Origin of the sequence: Candidatus Pseudomonas auctus (assembly GCF_048654275.1) — a bacterium.
GTDB classification, from domain to species: Bacteria; Pseudomonadota; Gammaproteobacteria; order Pseudomonadales; family Pseudomonadaceae; genus Aquipseudomonas; species Aquipseudomonas pharyngis.
The window spans coordinates 220,429-239,691 of sequence record NZ_JBJYZK010000002.1 but is presented as its reverse complement, the minus strand read 5'-3'; the positions used below and the strand labels follow the sequence as shown (position 1 = coordinate 239,691).

The 19,263-nt window shown below is 61.4% G+C and carries 12 protein-coding genes and 1 pseudogene; 6 read left to right on the top strand and 7 right to left on the bottom strand.

What is annotated here, in order from left to right:
* Nucleotides 1-188: 188 nt before the first annotated feature.
* Nucleotides 189-1,223: pseudogene (locus tag ACKUG4_RS04670) on the top strand (HAMP domain-containing protein); the annotation flags it as partial.
* A gap of 93 nt (nt 1,224-1,316) precedes the next feature.
* Nucleotides 1,317-2,081: a methyl-accepting chemotaxis protein gene (locus tag ACKUG4_RS04665; RefSeq protein ID WP_371857895.1), complete on the top strand. Its 765-nt coding sequence runs from the start codon at nt 1,317-1,319 to the stop codon at nt 2,079-2,081.
* Nucleotides 2,082-2,297: 216 nt separating this feature from the next.
* On the opposite strand, the gene ACKUG4_RS04660 is transcribed toward ACKUG4_RS04665, so the two are convergent.
* The 5 genes from ACKUG4_RS04660 to ACKUG4_RS04640 all read right to left on the bottom strand — a co-directional run bounded on the left by ACKUG4_RS04660 (nt 2,298) and on the right by ACKUG4_RS04640 (nt 11,619).
* Complete coding sequence (locus ACKUG4_RS04660) at nt 2,298-2,900, bottom strand: DUF924 family protein (RefSeq protein ID WP_445433546.1); 603 nt, start codon at nt 2,898-2,900, stop codon at nt 2,298-2,300.
* A 3-nt stretch (nt 2,901-2,903) separates the two neighbouring features.
* Nucleotides 2,904-3,914, bottom strand: a complete 1,011-nt coding sequence (locus ACKUG4_RS04655; protein WP_007952492.1) for a class 1 fructose-bisphosphatase — start codon at nt 3,912-3,914, stop codon at nt 2,904-2,906.
* Nucleotides 3,915-4,108: 194 nt separating this feature from the next.
* Nucleotides 4,109-5,473, bottom strand: a complete 1,365-nt coding sequence (locus ACKUG4_RS04650) for a DUF3999 domain-containing protein (RefSeq protein WP_445433545.1) — start codon at nt 5,471-5,473, stop codon at nt 4,109-4,111.
* Nucleotides 5,470-9,066 carry a DUF2339 domain-containing protein gene (locus ACKUG4_RS04645; protein ID WP_445433544.1) on the bottom strand — a complete coding sequence of 1,199 codons (3,597 nt, stop codon included), beginning with the start codon at nt 9,064-9,066 and terminating at the stop codon, nt 5,470-5,472. Before ACKUG4_RS04645 ends, ACKUG4_RS04650 begins: the two co-directional genes overlap by 4 nt.
* A 102-nt stretch (nt 9,067-9,168) precedes the next feature.
* Nucleotides 9,169-11,619, bottom strand: coding sequence for a glycogen/starch/alpha-glucan phosphorylase (locus ACKUG4_RS04640; RefSeq protein WP_039764697.1), 2,451 nt, complete (start codon nt 11,617-11,619; stop codon nt 9,169-9,171).
* A gap of 257 nt (nt 11,620-11,876) precedes the next feature.
* On the opposite strand from ACKUG4_RS04640, the gene ACKUG4_RS04635 reads away from it, so the two are divergent.
* Nucleotides 11,877-12,314, top strand: coding sequence for a YkgJ family cysteine cluster protein (locus ACKUG4_RS04635; protein ID WP_236188706.1), 438 nt, complete (start codon nt 11,877-11,879; stop codon nt 12,312-12,314).
* A gap of 281 nt (nt 12,315-12,595) precedes the next feature.
* On the opposite strand, the gene typA is transcribed toward ACKUG4_RS04635, so the two are convergent.
* A complete protein-coding gene (typA, locus tag ACKUG4_RS04630; RefSeq protein ID WP_007952502.1) occupies nt 12,596-14,416 on the bottom strand; it encodes a translational GTPase TypA in 1,821 nt (606 codons plus the stop codon).
* Between the two features lie 139 nt (nt 14,417-14,555).
* Nucleotides 14,556-16,010 carry a tRNA uracil 4-sulfurtransferase ThiI gene (gene thiI, locus ACKUG4_RS04625; RefSeq protein WP_085684040.1) on the bottom strand — a complete coding sequence of 485 codons (1,455 nt, stop codon included), beginning with the start codon at nt 16,008-16,010 and terminating at the stop codon, nt 14,556-14,558.
* Nucleotides 16,011-16,337: 327 nt separating this feature from the next.
* Between thiI and glnA the strand changes: the two genes are divergently transcribed.
* The 3 genes from glnA to ACKUG4_RS04610 all read left to right on the top strand — a co-directional run bounded on the left by glnA (nt 16,338) and on the right by ACKUG4_RS04610 (nt 19,065).
* Nucleotides 16,338-17,744, top strand: a complete 1,407-nt coding sequence (gene glnA / locus ACKUG4_RS04620; protein WP_011332032.1) for a glutamate--ammonia ligase — start codon at nt 16,338-16,340, stop codon at nt 17,742-17,744.
* A gap of 191 nt (nt 17,745-17,935) precedes the next feature.
* Nucleotides 17,936-18,445 (top strand): DUF4124 domain-containing protein, encoded by a 510-nt coding sequence (locus ACKUG4_RS04615; protein ID WP_445433543.1) that lies wholly within the window; start codon nt 17,936-17,938, stop codon nt 18,443-18,445.
* Nucleotides 18,442-19,065 carry a DUF4124 domain-containing protein gene (locus ACKUG4_RS04610; protein ID WP_445433542.1) on the top strand — a complete coding sequence of 208 codons (624 nt, stop codon included), beginning with the start codon at nt 18,442-18,444 and terminating at the stop codon, nt 19,063-19,065. The genes ACKUG4_RS04615 and ACKUG4_RS04610 overlap by 4 nt, the downstream gene beginning before the upstream one ends.
* The last annotated feature ends 198 nt before the right edge of the window (nt 19,066-19,263 follow it).

Genomic DNA, 19,263 nt, shown 5'->3' with positions numbered 1-19,263 from the left:
TGTTCGCCCGCTCGTCCGGCATTCATCGGTAAATCAGACACTTTGTGGGGCTATTGAGCATTTCGTCGACTTTCGCAAAAGCCGCCTAATCTTTGGCGCGCCGCGGTCGAAATAAGAGCAGCGCAAAGCCCGATAGTGTGGCAAATTGCCGCCCTTTCTTGACCAGCCCCTTCGCGGTAGCTCTCTTAATGACCAGAAACATGAAATTCAGCCACAAGATCTTGTTGGCTGCCGCCCTCGTGGTGGCCGTTGCATTCGCCTGTTTCATTTTGTTCAACGACTATCGCCAGCGCGAAGCCCTGCAAAGCAGCACCGAAGCGTCGATGCAGGAACTGGGCAGCCTGACCACCAGCAACATCCAGACCTGGCTGGAAAGCCGCATCCAGTTACTGCAATCGATGGCGCAGCAGGTTGTCGCCGACGGCAACGCCCCGGCCAGCCTGAAACGCATCATCGACCTGCCCGCCTACACCGGCAATTTCCAGCTCAGCTACTTCGGTGGCGCCGACGGCGTGATGTTCTCGGTCCCGGCCGGCAACCGCGCGCCGGATTACGACCCGCGCGCCCGTGGCTGGTACAAGGCAGCCAACGCTGCGCAACAGACCATCGTCACCGAACCGTACATCGCCGCCTCGTCGGGCAAACTGGTGATCACCGTTGCCACCCCGGTGCAGCGCCAGGGCCAGATGATCGGTGTGGCCGGCGCCGACATTGACCTGTCCAGCGTCAGCGCGATCATCAACTCGCTGAACTTCGGCGGCCACGGCCATGCGTTCATCGTCAGCGCCGACGGCAAGATCCTGATCCACCCGGACAGCAAGCTGGTGCTCAAGACCCTGGCCGAGGCCTACCCCAACGGCGCGCCGAAAGTCAGCCCGGGTCTGAAAGAAGTCGAGTTCGACGGCAAGACCCAGCTGATCTCCTTCACCCGCGTCAACGGTGTGCCGTCGGCCGACTGGTACGTGGCGCTGGTGCTGGACAAGGACACCGCGTTCTCGATGCTCAGCGAATTCCGCACCTCGGCGCTGATCGCCATGGTCATTGCCGTAGTGATCATCATCGCCCTGCTCGGCATGCTGATCCGCGTCCTGATGCAGCCGCTGCTGACCATGGGCCGCGCCATGCATGACATCGCCGAAGGCGAAGGCGACCTGACCAAGCGCCTGACCATCCACGGCCACGATGAATTCGGTGCGCTGGGGCTGTCGTTCAACCGTTTCGTCGAGCGCATCCACACTTCGATCCGCGAAGTGTCGTCGGCCACCGGGCAGGTCAACGAAGTCGCCCTGCGCGTGGTCGCGGCGTCGAACTCGTCGATGTTCAACTCCGACCAGCAGGCCTCGCGCACCAACAGCGTGGCCGCCGCGATCAACCAGCTCGGCGCCGCCGCCCAGGAAATCGCCCAGAACGCCGCCCTCGCCTCGCAACATTCCAGCGATGCGCGCAGCCTGGCTGAAGACGGCCAGCAGGTGGTGGATAAGACCATCCACGCGATGCAGCAACTGTCGGCGAAGATCAGCGACTCCTGCGGCAACATCGAAACCCTGAACAGCAACACCGTGAACATCGGGCAGATTCTGGAAGTGATCACCAGCATCTCCCAGCAGACCAACCTGCTGGCGCTCAACGCCGCCATCGAAGCGGCCCGTGCCGGTGAGGCCGGTCGCGGTTTCGCCGTGGTCGCCGACGAAGTCCGCAACCTCGCGCACCGCACTCAGGATTCGGCGCAGCAAGTGCAGAAGATGATCGAAGAGCTGCAAGTCGGCGCACGTCAGGCGGTCGGCATCATGACCGAGAGCCAGCGTGAGAGCGAAAGCAGCGTCGGCATCGCCAACCTGGCCGGCGAACGCCTGGGCAGCGTGACCCAGCGCATCGGCGAGATCGACGGCATGAACCAGTCGGTGGCGACCGCGACGGAAGAGCAGACAGCAGTGGTCGAGTCGATCAACGTTGATATCAACGAGATCAACACGCTGAACCAGGAAGGTGTGGAGAACTTGCAGGCGACTTTGCGGGCTTGTGCGGATCTGGAGCAGCAGGCTGCGCGGTTGAAGCAGTTGGTGGGTAGCTTCAGAATCTGAAGATCAAGAGCTTACCCCCTCATCGGAACGCCGCCCGCCCATCCCTCTCCCCCAAGGGGGCGAGGGGAAAGGGAGCCGATCTCTGTCGCTTTCCAGACCTGAGTTCAACTCGGTATTTCAAGTCAGCGTAACTCGAACATCCAACTCGGTCAGTCCCCTCTCCCTCCGGGAGAGGGTTAGGGTGAGGGCTGGTTTTTGAGATTGCCGAAAATCGCCCTAAAAACGCGAACCCGGCTCTCTCAAAAACGCCAGCTCCTCAACCGTAGACTCCCGCCCCAACACCGCATTGCGATGCGGAAACCGTCCAAACCGCGCAATCACCTTCTGATGCCGCTCGGCATAATCCAGATTGTCGGCAAACACCCCACGCTCCGCTTCCGGCTGTTCAGCCACCAGTTCGATGAATCGCGAGACCGCTTCATTCTGCACCGCGAGGTTTTCGCAGTGTTCGAAGACGAGGTAAATGAAGAGTCGCTGGATCGGTTTCAACTGCCGATCGAAGTCTGCAGCAATCCCCTGAGCCACCAGTTTCTGTGCCCGTAGATCGCCGGAAAAAGCCTTGGGCGTATCGCGAAAGATCATTCGCGGGAGTTGGTCGAGCAGCAGCACCAGCGCCAGCCAACCTTCGGGATGTTGCGTCCACTCGGTCAATTCGCCAGCGAGGGCCTGATCGACAAAGACCCCGAAACGCTCACGCGCTTCGAGGTCCTGGCTGTCTTTCTTGCCGAACCACAACTTGCCCTTTTCAGCCGTTACATCCTTTGCCGATTCGGACTGACCGAACCACCAATCGAGCAACGGCTGCCAGGGCGCGTTCATGGTTTATTCCTTGTGGTAAGCCGTGGCGCGGGCGACTTCTTCTTTCGAGCCGAGGAACACCGCTACGCGCTGGTGCAGGCCTTCAGGCTTGATGTCGAGAATGCGCTGGTGGCCGTCGGTGGAAGCGCCGCCCGCCTGTTCCACCAGGAACGACATCGGGTTGGCTTCGTACATCAGGCGCAGTTTGCCCGGTTTGGACGGCTCGCGGCTGTCGCGCGGGTACATGAACAGACCGCCACGGGTCAGGATGCGGTGCACGTCGGCAACCATCGCCGCGACCCAACGCATGTTGTAGTTCTTTTTCAGCGGGCCTTCTTCACCGGCCAGCAGCTCCGAAACGTAGCGCTGTACCGGAGCTTCCCAGTGACGCTGGTTGGACATGTTGATGGCGAATTCCTGGGTGGATTCAGGAATGGTGATGTCTTCGTGAGTCAGGACGAAGCTGCCCATTTCGCGGTCCAGGGTGAAGCCTTTGACGCCGTGGCCCAGGGTCAGCACCAGCATGGTTTGCGGGCCGTAGATCGCATAACCGGCGGCAACCTGCTGAGTGCCTGGCTGCAGGAAGGCCTTTTCATCCAGCGCTTCGTTCTGGCTCAGGTATTCGTTCGGGCAACGCAGCACGGAGAAGATGGTGCCGACCGGGGCGTTGATGTCGATGTTCGACGAACCGTCCAGCGGGTCGAATACCAGCAGGTAGGCGCCTTTCGGGTATTTGCCCGGGATCTGGTAGGCATTGTCCATTTCTTCGGACGCCATGCCGGCCAGGTGACCGCCCCACTCGTTGGCTTCGAGCAGGATTTCGTTCGACAGCACGTCGAGCTTCTTCTGCACTTCGCCTTGCACGTTTTCCGTGCCCATGCTGCCCAGAACACCGCCCAGGGCGCCTTTGGACACGGCGTGGCTGATCTCTTTACAGGCGCGCGCCACCACTTCGATCAGGAAACGCAGATCGGCAGGAGTGTTGTTGCTGCGGGTCTGCTCAATCAAATAGCGACTCAGGGTAACGCGGGACATGGACGGCTCCGGTGGAATGGGGGGCTAAAAACCCGCGCAGTTTACAGGGAGTCTGAAACCGTAGCGAGCAATGACGCCGGTAACGTGCGTCGGGGGCAATTCCTGCTATCAGACGTGATCGAACCGAGAGAGTTCAGGCACCGGATTCAGCGTAGATGCAAACCCGACGGGTGTGGAGGTCACACCCGTCATATTCAGGACTTGGCCGACGGCTTGCGCAGCAGACTGAAGGCCATCGCTGCCAGAAACAGCACACTGAGCAGCAACACCGCCCACAGGCCGAATTTCTTCCAGTGGATATCGGTGGTCGCAGCCGTGGTGGCCGTCGAGGTCTGAGTCGCCAGCGCTTCACCCTGCACCGAGGCCTTGCCCAGCGTGGCCAGTTTCTCCGGTTTGAAATCGGGGATCAGCGTGGTCAGCGGCAGGTTCGCCGTTTTCACGGTCGGATTGCCCAGTGCCAGGCTGTAAGGCCCGTCGCCGCGCGCGAGGAAGATCACCTGCGTGGCGCGCACCGCGTATTTCACGCTCGGCGCCTGTTCGCCGAGACCGCCGCCGCGTTCGTCGACCATGAGTTTCAACTGCTGCACGGTCTGGCCGTAGAGCTGCAATTCGTTCTGCACCACGTCCTGGCCGTTCTGGGTCAGACGATAGAGCAAGCCGCTGCTCAGCGGTTGCCACGGCAGGCTGCTTTCGCGACGCCCCGACAAAGTCACCGGCGCGAGGCTGTTGGCCTGTTTCAGTTCGACCTGCACCCGCTCGATGTTCAGCCCCATCGGCAACTGCCAGGTGTATTCCCCGGCCTTGCCGCTGCTGCCGGCCAGTGCCGGCGACCAGACCAATGGCAGCGGCAGGTTGCGCGGGTCGCTGCTTTTCAGTTGCGCCGACGTCAGGACCGGCGCCGAGGCCGGCGAATCCCACAGCAAACGCAGATAGCGCGCCGATTGCCCGGGCAGCGCCACTTCATGTTGCTCGACCCGCTCGTCGGCAAAGGTCAGGCGCGCCACCTGACCTTCGCCCCAGGCTTGCCAGTGCTGCAGGTCGTCGCTGGCCTCGATGCTGAAACGCTGGAAGCCGTCGCGCTCGCTGGTCCAGTCGAGGATCAGTTGCTGCAACGGCGCCTTGATCGCGCTGGCGTCGAGCAGCCAACCGCGCAGCACTTCTTCCCCGGCTTCGAGCTGGCTGGACGGCTGCACTTCCACCAGCGTACCGGTGGTGGTGGATTGCACGCGCACACTCGGCGCGCGCTCGGTGGCATCCGCCGAGTTGTACAGCGGGAACCACTTCACCTCATGCAATTGGCCGTCGTCGCGGGTCTGCGCTGATTCCCGGGCCAGCGCATAGGCCTGCGGTTCTCCGGCGGCGTTGAACACTCGCAGATCGCTGAGATCAGTCTGGCGCGCCTGCAACTGCACGCTCAGCGGCAGTTCGAGGCGATACCACGGGCCGGAACCGCTGACCGACAACGGCACCTGCGCGGCGAAGTCCGCCGGTTTTTCCTGGGCGCCGGCCGTCATGGCCACGCCCAGCAACAGCCACCCGAGATTAAGCTTGCGACTCAAGACGACACTCCTTCGGTTTCCGGGGCCGGTTGGTCCGACACCGGTGCAGCTTCAACGCGTTTGGGCGGCAGCGGCGCAAAGTAGCCCACCACCAGCAGCAACACGCCGACGCCGATGAACGAGACGATCCGGGCCAGTCCGCCACGGTTGCTCAATTCGACAAAAATCAGTTTGGCCACCACCAGCGCAATCAGCGCCGCGCCGATCAGCCACACTTCGCGGCGATGGCGCAGGTGCCCGCCGATCATCAGCCCGAGCGCCATCAGCGTCCAGACGATGGACAAGCCGGCCTGCACCAGCATCGAGTCGAGCAACAGATCCAGCTCGAACGGAATGCCCGCCCAATGGTGCGCGGCGCGGGTCACCACCGCGGTGCAGAACGCAAACAGGGAAACGCCAGCAATCAGTTGCGTCGCGTAAGCGGCGTAATCCTGGCGGATCGACAGCTCGCCGACGGCGCTGCGCGACCAGACGTAGACACCGAACAACGCAAACAGCAGACCCAATTCCAGCGGGTTGAGCAGCGGCACATAAGGCAGCGGTTCGGCATTGCCATCACTCACGCCATTGGCCAGCCAGAACCAGACCAGCATCAGCACCGCCAGCGGCGCCGCCGCATACAAACGGTATTGGCGAGGGAACGCTGCCACCGGCCATGGCCACTGACGCGGTGCGGCCATCAGCAACAGATACACGCTCGGCAGAATCGCCCAGCCCAGCCAGCGCCAGGCGTTGTATTGCTCGGACAACAGCAGCAGGCCGTAGCGCAACTCCAGCGCCAGCACGCCGATCAGCAGCCAGCAACCGAGCACATGGGCCGTGCTCAGGGCCCGCGCCGGCAGCATGGGTGCCAGACGTCGCAGGCAGATGAAATGCACAACGAACACCGCCGCCCACGCCAGCCAGCCGAAATCCGCCGCCGGGTGATAACGCGAATGCCACGCGGCCAGCAACACCAGCCCGGCCGCCGGAATCAGCAAGGTGCAGAGCAACCCGAGCGACGGCCATTTCAGGCGCAAGGCCAGCAGTGCCCACAACGCGGCGCTCAGCGCAGCGACCAGCAGCAACAGTGGCCCCTGCAGATTCAGCGGCGCAAACCGCAGCACTTCGCTGACCCACGCCAGCGCCCACCAACCGGCGCCCCACACCAGCAACACCTCGGACAGTCGCTGCAGGCTCAGAACATCGAACGCCGAAGCGTGATTGCCCAATTGCAGGCGCCACGCCCCGATCATCGCCGCCAGACCCAGCACCAGCGGCGTCCAGAATCCGCCATGGGCCAGCGGTCGCAGCCCCTCGCTGGACAACGGCCCGAGCAACTCGGGGCCGGCGAGCAGAAACGCCGCGCCGCCGATCAGTTGCAACAGCAGACCGAACACAAAACTCACGCGCTGCTTGAGGTACAGACTGAGCCAGATGATCAGCAAGCCACTGGCCGCCCACACTGCGCTCGCGGTCTGCCACGGCAGCACAAACAACACCGCCAGATTGATCAGCACCAGACCCGCCAGCAGCACCACCGACAAACCGCGCAGCAGGCGAACATCGCTGCGCACCATCTCGTCGCGCGCCGCCAGCAGCATGCCGGCGATCAGCGCCAGACCGATCAACGAGGCGCTGAGCAAACCGCTCCAGCCAGCGCTGAACACGGCCGCCGAATCCTCGCCCGCCCCTTGCAGGCGCAACAGGAACAACGCGCCGCCGAGCAGTTGCACGGCAAACGCGGTGAACAGGAACGTGCGCGATTGCAGGCGCAAGCCGACGAACAAGGTCGCCAGCCCGGCCAATGCCCAACTGATCGCCGTGCCCTGAATGAAGAAGAACAGCGGCGCCAGCAAATACAGGAAGGTCAGCCCCAGGCACGCCAGCACCGGCAAGCCCTGACGCTCCCACGGCGAGGTTTGCTCCGGCGACGCCTTGCGCAATTGATAGAAGCTGAACAACAAGGCCGCGCCGAGCATCAATGCGCCCAGCGGCGCAGCGTCGAGCAGGCTGCTTTCGCCAACCCGCAACTGACTGAGAAACGCCAGCGCCGAACCCAGTTGCAGCAGCAATGCGAAGGCCCGGGCCAACGGTCGTTGCTGACGCAAACCGAGCCAGAAAATCCCCGCGCCCTCCACCGCCCAGGCCGCGGACGTCCAGCGCGCATCCAGCCCCAGCGGGATCGCCAGGCTGGCGAAAATCACCCCGAGCGCCAGGCAAGTCTCGCCCAGCAACATCGCCCGACCGCCCATCAGCACTTTGGCCAGGGCCATGTAGATCATGCCCAGCGCCAGCGCACTGAACGCGGCAGCGAATTCCAGATGCTGGACCAGCGCGAATTGCAGGCCGAAACCCACCAGCGGCGGACCGAACAGCATCGTCCCGTCGACGTAGTCGCCCTTGCGCGCCGACCAGTGCAGCAGCGCCTCGCGATCGTCGTCCGCCGGGGCGTCCGGCATATCCAGCAACTTGCGCCGGGCAAACAGCAGACCGATGGCCAGGTACATCAGGAAGAACAGAATCAGGAACGGTTCGGTGCTCCACAGCAGTTCCGGCGTGTACAAACGCAAGCCCCAGGCGAAACCGATGCCGAAGGTGCCCACGAAGCCGATCAGGTTGAGCAGGCGCCAGGCCTTGAACCAGGCGATGGCCAGAATGCCGGCGTTGAGCAGCGCGAAATAACTGAACAGCGCGACGTGGTTGCCGGCCCCGGTGGAGGTCAGGATCGGCGCGGCGAAACCGCCCAGTGCGGCGACGCAGGCCAGGGCCAGGGAATCCTGGGTGATGGCCAGAATGGCCGAAAACACCGTCACCGCCACCAGCAAGCCCAGCGCGGCAGACGGATCGAGCAGCGGATGCAGACGCATCGCCGCAAACACCGTCAGGTACAGCACCGCGATCCCCGTGCCTTGGAGCATCAAGGCGTAGCTGTTGTTGCGATGGCGCAACCACCAGCCCAGCGCCAGCAAGCCCAACGCTGCTGCCGCAACTCCGGCGTAACGCAATTCGATCGGCACCACCATGCCTTCGGTGGCGTAGCGCAGCAGGAACGCCAGACCGAAGAACAACAGCACCACGCCGACCCGCAGCACGGTGTTGCCACCGAACAGCCAGTTGCGCGCAGCGCTGATGCCGCGCTCGATGAGATTCGGGCCACGGGGCTCGGCAGGTTGTCGGGGTTCAGGTTCAGGCGTAACGGCGTCCAGACGCCAGACATCGACCGGCAGCGGCTGGCTGGATTCGCTGGCGGCGACTGCAACAGGTTCAAGTTCGGGAGGCAGTTCCCAGACCAGCTCGGGTTCCGCGGCAGAGGGTTGTTCAACTACCGTGACGGGCTCAACGACCGTTGCGCTGGCCGGGGCGACACTCGGCGGCGCTGGCGAATACGCCGGAGCACCCTCCAGCAGAAACAGTCGCTGTTCGACGCCCTGCAACGCGATCTTCGCGTGATCCAGCTGACGCTGTTGCTCGGCAGCCTGGGAACCGAGCCGCGCGATGCGCATCGCCTGGCCGATGGCGAGCCCGAGCAAGGCGCCCAACAGCGCATCGCTGAACGACTCGTCGAGCAGCCAGCCGAGCAGCAGCCCGATCAACATGAACATCCATTGCATGGTCGATATCCCTGAGCAGCCCCGTGGCGGGGCGGAACCAAGGCTCAGTATATCGGCCCGGCCCAACAATCGTGGGGCCGGGCGCACATTTGTCGCTAAAAGTTACTCCAGTGCCTTCCAGATATCCGTGGCGTACTCGCGGATCGTCCGGTCGGAGGAGAACCAGCCCATGCGCGAAGTATTCAGCACCGCCGAACGCCACCAGTTATTGGCGTCGTGCCAGAGCGCATCGACGCGCATCTGCGCCTCCCAGTAGGAGTCGAAATCGGCGCAGACGAAGAACCGGTCGTAATCCACCAGCGAATCGATCAGCCCGGTGTAGCGCGACGTGTCGTCCGGCGAGAACACCCCGCTGCGAATCGCCTGCAACACATCATTGAGGCGATGGGACGCGGCAATGTCCGGCACCGCGCTGAACTCGTGGTTCTGCTTGCGCGCTTCGACCTGTTGAGCGCTCAGGCCAAAGATGAACATGTGCTCGGCGCCGATGCTCTCGCACATTTCCACGTTGGCGCCGTCGAGGGTGCCGATGGTCAGCGCGCCGTTCAGGCCGAACTTCATGTTGCTGGTGCCCGAGGCTTCGAAACCGGCGGTGGAGATCTGCTCCGACAGGTCCGCCGCCGGAATGATGCTCTCCGCCAGGCTGACGTTGTAGTTGGGCAGGAACACCACTTTGAGCAGGCCACGCACGGTCGGGTCGTTATTCACCACCCGGGCGATGTCGTTGGTCAGCTTGATGATCAGCTTGGCCTGGTGATAACTCGCCGCGGCTTTGCCGGCGAAGATTTTCACCCGCGGCACCCAGTCGATTTCCGGCTCGGCGCGGATCGCCTGATACAGCGCGACGGTGTGCATCAAATTGAGCAACTGACGTTTGTATTCATGGATCCGTTTGACCTGCACGTCGAACATCGCCGCCGGGTTGACCGCGATCCCCAGCCGTTCATGGATCAGGTAAGCGAGGGCTTTTTTGCTGTGCAGCCGCTGCTCGGCGAAGGCTTTGCGGAAGGCGGGTTTTTCGGCGAACGGCTCAAGATCGAGCAGACGCTCTTCAGGGTTGTCCAGCACGTCGGCGCCAAGGGCATCGACCAACATCGATGTCAGCTCCGGATTGGCCTGGTACAGCCAGCGACGGAAGGTGATGCCGTTGGTTTTGTTGTTGATCCGCTCCGGATACAGCTTGTGCAGTTCGGCAAATACGGTTTTGCGCATCAGCTGCGTGTGCAGCCCGGACACGCCGTTGACGCTGTGCGAGCCGAGGAACGCGAGGTTGCCCATGCGCACCCGACGGCCGTTGTCTTCCTCGATCAGCGACACCGCGCGCAGCACGTCGAAATCGTGGATGCCCTTGGCCCGCAACGAATCGATGTGCTGGGCGTTGATCAGGTAAATGATCTGCATGTGCCGCGGCAGCATGCGCTCCATCAGCCCCACCGGCCAGGTCTCCAGGGCTTCGGGCAACAGCGTGTGGTTGGTGTACGACAGCGTGTCGACGGTGACTTGCCACGCCGCGTCCCAAGCCACGTCGTAGACGTCGACCAGTTGGCGCATCAGTTCGGCGACGGCGATCGAGGGGTGGGTGTCGTTGAGCTGGATTGCCGCGTGATCGCCGAGGGTCAGCACCGAGGTGTGCATGTTGCGATGACGGCGCAGCAAGTCCTGAAGCGACGCAGCGACGAAGAAGTATTCCTGACGCAGGCGCAGTTCCTGCCCGGCTTCAGTGCTGTCCGCCGGGTAGAGGACGCGGGAGATACTTTCGGCCCGGGCTACTTCGGCGACGGCGCCCAAGTGGTCACCGGCGTTGAAGCGCTCCAAGTGCAGGTCTTCCATCGCCCGCGCCCGCCACAGGCGCAAGGTGTTGACGCTCGCCCCGCGCCAGCCGACCACCGGGGTGTCGTAGGCAATGGCCCGGACGGTTTCCGCCGGGTGCCAGACTTGCCGGGACTTGCCGCTGGCGTCGGTGACGGTCTCGACGCTGCCGCCAAAGCCGATCGGATAGACCACCTCCGGCCGCTCGAACTCCCAGGGGTTGCCGAAATCCAGCCAGTGTTCGGTCTGTTCCTGCTGCCAGCCGTCGACGATGGCCTGACGGAATAACCCGTGCTCATAACGAATGCCGTAGCCGTGGCCGGCGATACCGAGGGTCGACATGCTTTCCATGAAGCACGCCGCCAGCCGTCCGAGACCACCGTTGCCCAGCGCCGCATCCGGCTCCAGGATGCGGATGCGCTCGAGATCGACGCCCAGTTCGGTCAAGGCTTCACGGGCGACGTCCAGCAAACCGAGGTTGCTCAGGCTGTCGTACAGCAAACGGCCGATGAGAAATTCCAGCGAGAGGTAATACACCCGCTTCTGGCCTTTGCGATAAATCTGCCGGGTGTGGTCCATCCAGTGCTCGACCATATGATCGCGCGCCGCCAGGGCAATAGCTTCGAACCAGTCATGGTCGAAGGCGTGATCCGGGTCTTTGCCCACCGCGTAGGTGAGTTTGGTCAGGACGGCGTCGCGGAATGCGGCCACCTCTGCTTCGCGAACTAGTGGTTCTTGAGTCATCGATAGGACCTCGAGCGAGCGGGGAGTTGTCAGAGCCTAGACGGTCTGACCGACGGTAAGGGCTCTGGTTCGGCAGTTTTTACCGAGAGTGTGAGATCGACCGGCATTACTTTGTCATATGCCTCAATGAATGCAGGGGCCGTGCCGAATTGTCGCCCCTGCAACCGCGCGAAGAAAAAATCTGGCGAAAGGTTGTTCAAAATTCCACCCGTCCGGGTATGATCGCGCGCCCTGATGCACACGCCTGGTAAACACCGATGATGAAGCCCAACCTGATCGCCGCAGCCGAGATCGACCGTCTCGATACCTGGGCCAAATATTCGGCCCCGATGTGCGGCTCGTGCATTTCCAGCTGCTGCACGCTGCCGGTCGAGGTCAAGATCAAGGATCTGGTGCGCATCGGTGTGGTCGACGAGTTCGAACTGGGCGACCCGCCGAAGAACATCGCCAAGCGCCTGCAAAAGGAAGGTCTGGTCGAGCGCTTCAACCAGAAGTCGGGGATTTTCACCCTGCAGCGCATGAGCAACAACGATTGCTACTACCTGGATCGTAAGAGCCGCCTGTGCACCATTTATGACAAGCGCCCGGACACCTGCCGCAACCACCCGAAAATCGGCCCGCGCCCGGGTTATTGCGCGTACAAGCCGAAGGAAGTGGAGCGGGTGCAGAACTCCCGTTCGATCGAGCGCTTCTAAAAGCCGACCCTCACCCCAGCCCTCTCCCGGGGGGAGAGGGAGCCGACCGAGGTGTCTTACGAAATCCATCGACCTGAAACAACCAGTCGATTATGGATTCGGCACAGCCCGATCAGGTCGGCGTATCTCTTGAGCATCCCCCGATCAGTCCCCTCTCCCTCCGGGAGAGGGCTAGGGTGAGGGGCTCTTGATCTTCAAGGCCTATTCCACATTTTCCCCAGACAAACAAAAACGCCCCCGATCTCTCGACCGGGGGCGTTTTTTTCAGCCTTGGCTAAATCTTACGCCTTGGCTTTCTTGGCAGCGCGGGTACGCTCGCTTTCGTCCAGGATCTTCTTGCGAAGACGGATGGACTTAGGAGTCACTTCGCACAGCTCGTCTTCCTGGATGTATTCCAGAGCCTGTTCCAGGGTGAAGCGAACAGGTGGGACCAGAGCGATGGTTTCGTCTTTACCCGAAGCACGCATGTTGTCGAGCTTCTTGCCTTTGGTCGGGTTCACACCCAGGTCGTTGTCGCGGGAGTTCTGACCAACGATCTGACCGTTGTAGATCTCCTGGCCGTGTTCTACGAACAGCTTGCCACGAGCCTGCAGGGTTTCCAGGGAGTAGGTCAGTGCCTTGCCGGTTTCAACCGAAACCAGAACGCCGTTCTGACGGCCGGACATGTGGCCCGACTTCACTGGAGCGTAACGGTCGAAGATCGAGGTCAGGATGCCAGCACCGTTGGTCAGGGTCAGGAACTGGTTACGGAAACCGATCAGACCGCGAGCAGGGATGTTGTATTCCAGACGAACACGGCCCTTGCCATCCGGCACCATGTTGCTCAGGTCGCCTTTACGCAGACCCATCTCTTCCATGACCTTGCCCTGGGATTCTTCAGGGATGTCGATGGTCACGTTTTCGAACGGTTCCTGCTTCACGCCGTCAACTTCACGGATGATCACTTCAGGACGGCCCAGGGCCAGCTCGAAGCCTTCGCGACGCATGGTTTCGATCAGTACCGAGAGGTGCAGCTCACCACGGCCGGAAACCTTGAACTTGTCAGCCGAGTCGCCTTCTTCAACGCGCAGTGCAACGTTGTACAGCAGCTCTTTGTCCAGACGATCCTTGATGTTACGGGAGGTCACGAACTTGCCTTCTTTACCGCAGAATGGCGAGTCGTTTACCTGGAAGGTCATGGAAACGGTTGGCTCGTCAACGGTCAGTGGCTTCATCGCCTCGACGTTGTTGATGTCGCACAGGGTGTCGGAGATGAACAGCTCGTCGAAACCGCTGATGCAGACGATGTCGCCGGCCGCTGCTTCTTCAACGTCAACGCGGTGCAGACCGTGGTGACCCATCAGCTTCAGGATACGACCGTTGCGGCGCTTGCCGTCGGCGCTGATAGCGACAACCGGAGTGTTCGGCTTGACGCGACCACGAGCGATACGGCCAACACCGATAACACCCAGGAAGCTGTTGTAGTCCAGAGCGGAGATCTGCATCTGGAACGGACCGTCACGGTCAACAGCCGGAGGCGGAACGTGGTCGACTACCGCCTGGTACAGCGCGGTCATGTCTTCGCCCATGGCGGTGTGGTCCAGACCGGCGATGCCGTTCAGGGCCGAAGCGTAAACAACCTGGAAGTCCAGTTGTTCTTCGGTGGCGCCCAGGTTGTCGAACAGATCGAAGATCTGGTCCAGAACCCAGTCAGGACGCGCGCCCGGACGGTCAACCTTGTTGATGACCACGATTGGACGCAGGCCGGCTTCGAAAGCCTTCTTGGTCACGAAACGGGTTTGCGGCATAGGGCCGTCCTGGGCGTCGACCAGCAGCAGCACGGAGTCAACCATGGACATAACGCGCTCAACTTCGCCGCCGAAGTCGGCGTGGCCCGGGGTGTCCACGATGTTGATGTGGTAGCCGTTCCAGTTGATGGCGGTGTTTTTCGCCAGAATGGTAATGCCGCGCTCTTTTTCCTGGTCGTTGGAGTCCATCACGCGCTCGTCGTTGAGCTCGTTGCGCTCCAGGGTGCCGGATTGACGCAGGAGTTTGTCTACCAGGGTGGTCTTACCATGGTCAACGTGGGCAATGATGGCGATGTTGCGTAGATTTTCGATCACTTGTGTATCTCGATCAGAGGATTCGGTTTGCTGACAAGTCTTGGCAGCGATTGACAGTAGTGTCCGGCATGGCCGTTACAGCTTGACGGCGGTGTCGGGGGGCCGGTGACGCAGGCCACAGGCAAACAGCCCCGGGCACTTAGCTCGGTCGATAAACGCGCACATTGGCATGCCCCTCACTGAGCAAATGGTGGGCATGCAGGCGACTCATCACGCCTTTGTCGCAATACAGCAGGTACTGGCGAGTAGGGTCCAGTTCCTTGAAACGAGCGTTCACTGCGTAGAACGGCATCGTCTGTACCTCTATGCCGGCGAGCTCCAGCGGGTCATCCTCGGCGGCATCCGGGTGGCGGATGTCGATGACGATCTGACCGGCCAGCGCTTCGCTGACTTCTTCGATCTGCAAATCCTGGCCCAATTCGTCGATCACCCGATCGATCGGCACCAGTCTGGCGTTTGCGAGCGCACGCTCAAGCACCGCCATGTCGAATTCCTGCTCTTCGTGCTCGACCCGGCCACGCTTGGCGGCGGTCTTCGGGTTGACCGAGATGACGCCGCAGTATTCCGGCATGTGCCGGGCGAAATCACCGGTACCGATCTGGTCGGCCGTGTCGATGATGTCCTGCTTGTGGGCGACGATCAGCGGCCGCAGGACCAGTTTGTCGGTGACGCAATCGATGACCGACAGGTTCGGCAGCGTCTGGCTCGACACCTGGGAAATCGCTTCGCCGGTGACCAGCGCATCGATGTGCAGGCGTTCGGCAATGCTCGACGCTGCGCGCAACATCATACGCTTCAATACGACGCCCATATGACTGTCGTCGACCTTGCCGAGAATTTCGCCCAAGACTTCTTCGAACGGAACACTGACAAATAGCACGCGTTGCGAGCTGCCGTACTTCTTCCAGATGAAATGCGCGACTTCCATTACGCCCAATTCGTGGGCACGACCGCCCAGATTGAAGAAGCAAAAGTGCGTCATCAGGCCGCGACGAAGGATCTGGTACGCGGCCACCGTCGAGTCAAAGCCGCCGGACATCAATACCAGCGTCTGCTCCAGCGCACCGAGCGGGTAGCCGCCGATGCCATTGTGCTGGCTGTGAATCACGAACAACCGTTTGTCGCGAACTTCGATGCGGACTTCGATTTCAGGCGCTTTCAGGTCGATTCCGGCGGCACCGCACTCACGGCGCAGCTTGCTGCCGACGTATTTTTCGACGTCCATCGAGCTGAACGCATGCTTGCCCGCACGCTTGCAGCGCACCGAGAAAATCTTCCCGGCCAGCGCATCGCCGTAGTGCTGCTTGCACTTTTCGGTGATGTCGTCGAAGTCGCCCAGCGGGTACTCGTCGATCTGCAGAAAGTGCGCGATGCCCGGCATGCAGGTCAGGCGCTCGCCCATCTCTTTCAGGGCTTTGGGGTCGGTGACGCGGGTTTCCAGTTCGAGATTGTCCCACACACCGTTCACCACCACGGCCGGGTCCAGGTCGCGGAGCACGGTGCGGATGTTCTTGGCCAGCTGGCGGATGAATTTCGTCCGGACAGGTCGGCTTTTGATGGTGATCTCGGGGAAGACTTTTACGATTAGTTTCATGAAAACAGCGCGCGCAGGGCCAGCCGAAAAAGGGGGGCGCGGATTATAGCGGAAATTGCTCAAGGTTTAACCAGTTAATGTGCAGAAGGTTTTGCGCGCACCAAAACGGATCATTTTTCGATTTGAGCGCTACATTAAAGGGCGAGATTTTCGCCTTTAAGGCGCTTTCGACCTTTAGAAGCGTGAATTTGGGGCAAAAAACCCATGCTGGGGCACTGGCATGCAATTTGCTCCCTTGTGAGGCAGGTTGCCTTGGCAGAGTATTCGCGCCGGCATCACCACTATTAAGGGCATCCACTACCCGCCCTAATTCACCCGGAGGACACTATGTCGAAGTCGGTTCAACTCATCAAAGATCATGACGTCAAGTGGATTGATCTGCGCTTCACGGACACCAAAGGCACTCAGCACCACGTGACCATGCCGGCTCGCGATGCGCTGGAAGACGACTTCTTCGAAGTTGGCAAGATGTTCGACGGTTCCTCCATCGCTGGCTGGAAAGGCATCGAAGCCTCCGACATGATCCTGCTGCCGGACGACGAAACCGCCGTTCTGGACCCGTTCACCGAAGAGCCGACCCTGATCCTGGTCTGCGACATCATCGAACCTTCGACCATGCAAGGTTACGATCGCGACCCGCGCGCCATCGCCCGCCGCGCCGAGGAATACCTGAAGACCACCGGTATCGGTGACACCGTATTCGCCGGTCCAGAGCCTGAGTTCTTCATCTTCGACGAAGTGAAGTTCAAGTCCGACATCTCCGGCTCCATGTTCAAGATCTACTCCGAGCAAGGCTCGTGGATGTCCGACCAGGACGTGGAAGGCGGCAACAAAGGCCACCGTCCAGGCGTGAAAGGCGGCTACTTCCCGGTTCCGCCGTTCGACCACGACCACGAAATCCGTACCTCCATGTGCAACGCACTGGAAGAAATGGGCCTGACCGTTGAAGTTCACCACCACGAAGTGGCAACTGCCGGCCAGAACGAAATCGGCGTCAAGTTCAACACCCTGGTGAAGAAAGCCGACGAAACCCAGACCCTGAAGTACGTTGTGCACAACGTTGCCGACGCCTACGGCCGCACCGCGACCTTCATGCCGAAGCCTCTGTACGGCGACAACGGTTCGGGCATGCACGTTCACATGTCCATCTCCAAAGATGGCAAGAACACCTTCGCGGGTGAAGGTTATGCCGGCCTGTCCGACACCGCCCTGTACTTCATCGGCGGCATCATCAAGCACGGTAAGGCCCTGAACGGCTTCACCAACCCGGCCACCAACTCCTACAAGCGTCTGGTGCCAGGCTTCGAAGCTCCAGTGATGCTGGCCTACTCGGCTCGCAACCGTTCCGCCTCGATCCGTATTCCTTACGTCAACAGCCCTAAAGGCCGTCGTATCGAAGCCCGCTTCCCGGATCCGGCTGCCAACCCGTACCTGGCTTTCGCAGCGCTGCTGATGGCAGGTCTGGACGGTATCCAGAACAAGATCCACCCAGGCGATGCTGCCGACAAGAACCTGTACGACCTGCCGCCTGAAGAGGCGAAAGAGATCCCGCAAGTTTGCGGCAGCCTGAAAGAAGCCCTGGAAGAGCTGGACAAGGGCCGTGCGTTCCTGACCAAGGGCGGCGTGTTCTCCGACGACTTCATCGACGCTTACATCGCGCTGAAATCCGAAGAAGAAATCAAGGTCCGCACCTTCGTACACCCACTGGAATATGAGCTGTACTACAGCTGCTGATCCGGTAGCGCCGCGCTACGCGGCGTGACAAAAGAGAGGCCTCCTTCGGGAGGCCTTTTTTATTGGCCGGAATTTGTTGGCGATGCACCACCCTGTGGTGCTTGAATACATTTCTGGATGTGCAGCAAGTTGGGCCAACCGCCGCGACTGGCCTATGCTGCAACCCATCGTTTTCGTTTCCGGTCGATTTCATGGGTCGCACCCTTCTCTGTATTTTGCTGCTGATCGCCCTGCCCGCTGCCGTGCAGATCTACAAGTACACCGATGCCAGCGGCAACACGGTGTACAGCGATCACGCGCCGGACGGCGTGCAGGCGCAGCCGGTGGAGTTGCCGCCGCTCAACAGCGTTCAGCCCCAGGCACCGAGCCCACCCTCTTCAGACACCCCCAGCCCTGCGCCAGCACGCAATGCCTATGAAGTGCTTGAGCTGACCGGCCTGCCCACCGAAGAGGCACTGCGCGCCAACAACGGCACCTTCACGGTCAGCGTGCTGATCAAGCCGCGCCTGCAACCGCCGCATCAATTGCGCCTGCTGCTGGACGACGCGCCTTATGGCCAACCGAGCAATGTGCCGATCCTGCAACTGGTGAACGTTGACCGGGGCGAGCATCGGCTCGCGGTGCAGGTAATCAATGGCGAGGCGATCATTCAGCAGAGTCCTGCGGTGGTGTTCACCGTGCAGCGGGTGCACAAGCCATGACACGGGGATTGATTGCCTTGTGCCTGTCGCTGATCGCGTCTGGCGCATCGGCCGAGGTGTTCACTTACGTCGACGCACAGGGCAATCGGGTCTACACCGATCAACCACGGGGCAACGCCAAGCGTGTGCCGCTGGCTAACAGCAATCGGATGGCCTCGAATCCGACCGCCGCTGCACCGGTCACGCCGTCGAAAAAATCAGCAGAGCCGCCGCTGTTCCACTACGACATGCTGCGGGTGCTGATCCCCGAGCCGGACGCGACCATTCGCAGCAGCGCCGGCGAACTGATCGTCAGCGTCACCAGCGAGCCGGGCCTGCAAAAAGGTCATCGGTATCGCCTGCTGCTGGATGGCCAGGCCGTCGGCGAACCCGGCCTGAGCCCGGTGTTCCCGCTGAGCAACATCGATCGTGGCAGCCACAACCTGTCGGTGGAGATCCTCGATGCTCAGGGTCGAACGGTGGAGAAAACCGCCAACCAGCCGTTCCACATGCAGCGCATTTCCCTGGCACAGAAGCGTCAGGTCAAACCGTGCGTCAGCGCCGACTACGGCGTGCGCCCGGAATGCCCGCTGAAAGACAAACCCGCCGAACCGAAAAATCCTTTCCTGCGTTTCTTCTGACGCCGTTCAGCTTTGCGCACTATATTGGTGCAATACGCTGCACCGTACTCACATTCCAACCCATTTTGGTTCGAAAGTACCCGCGAGAGCGGTTTGACTGCCACGCAAACGAGCGTCAAACGCCCGTTTCAGGGGTTGAACGCTTCTTTTCGGAGCCTTGGTTTGGTTTTTGCATTTTCCTCGCATCAGCGCTGTATC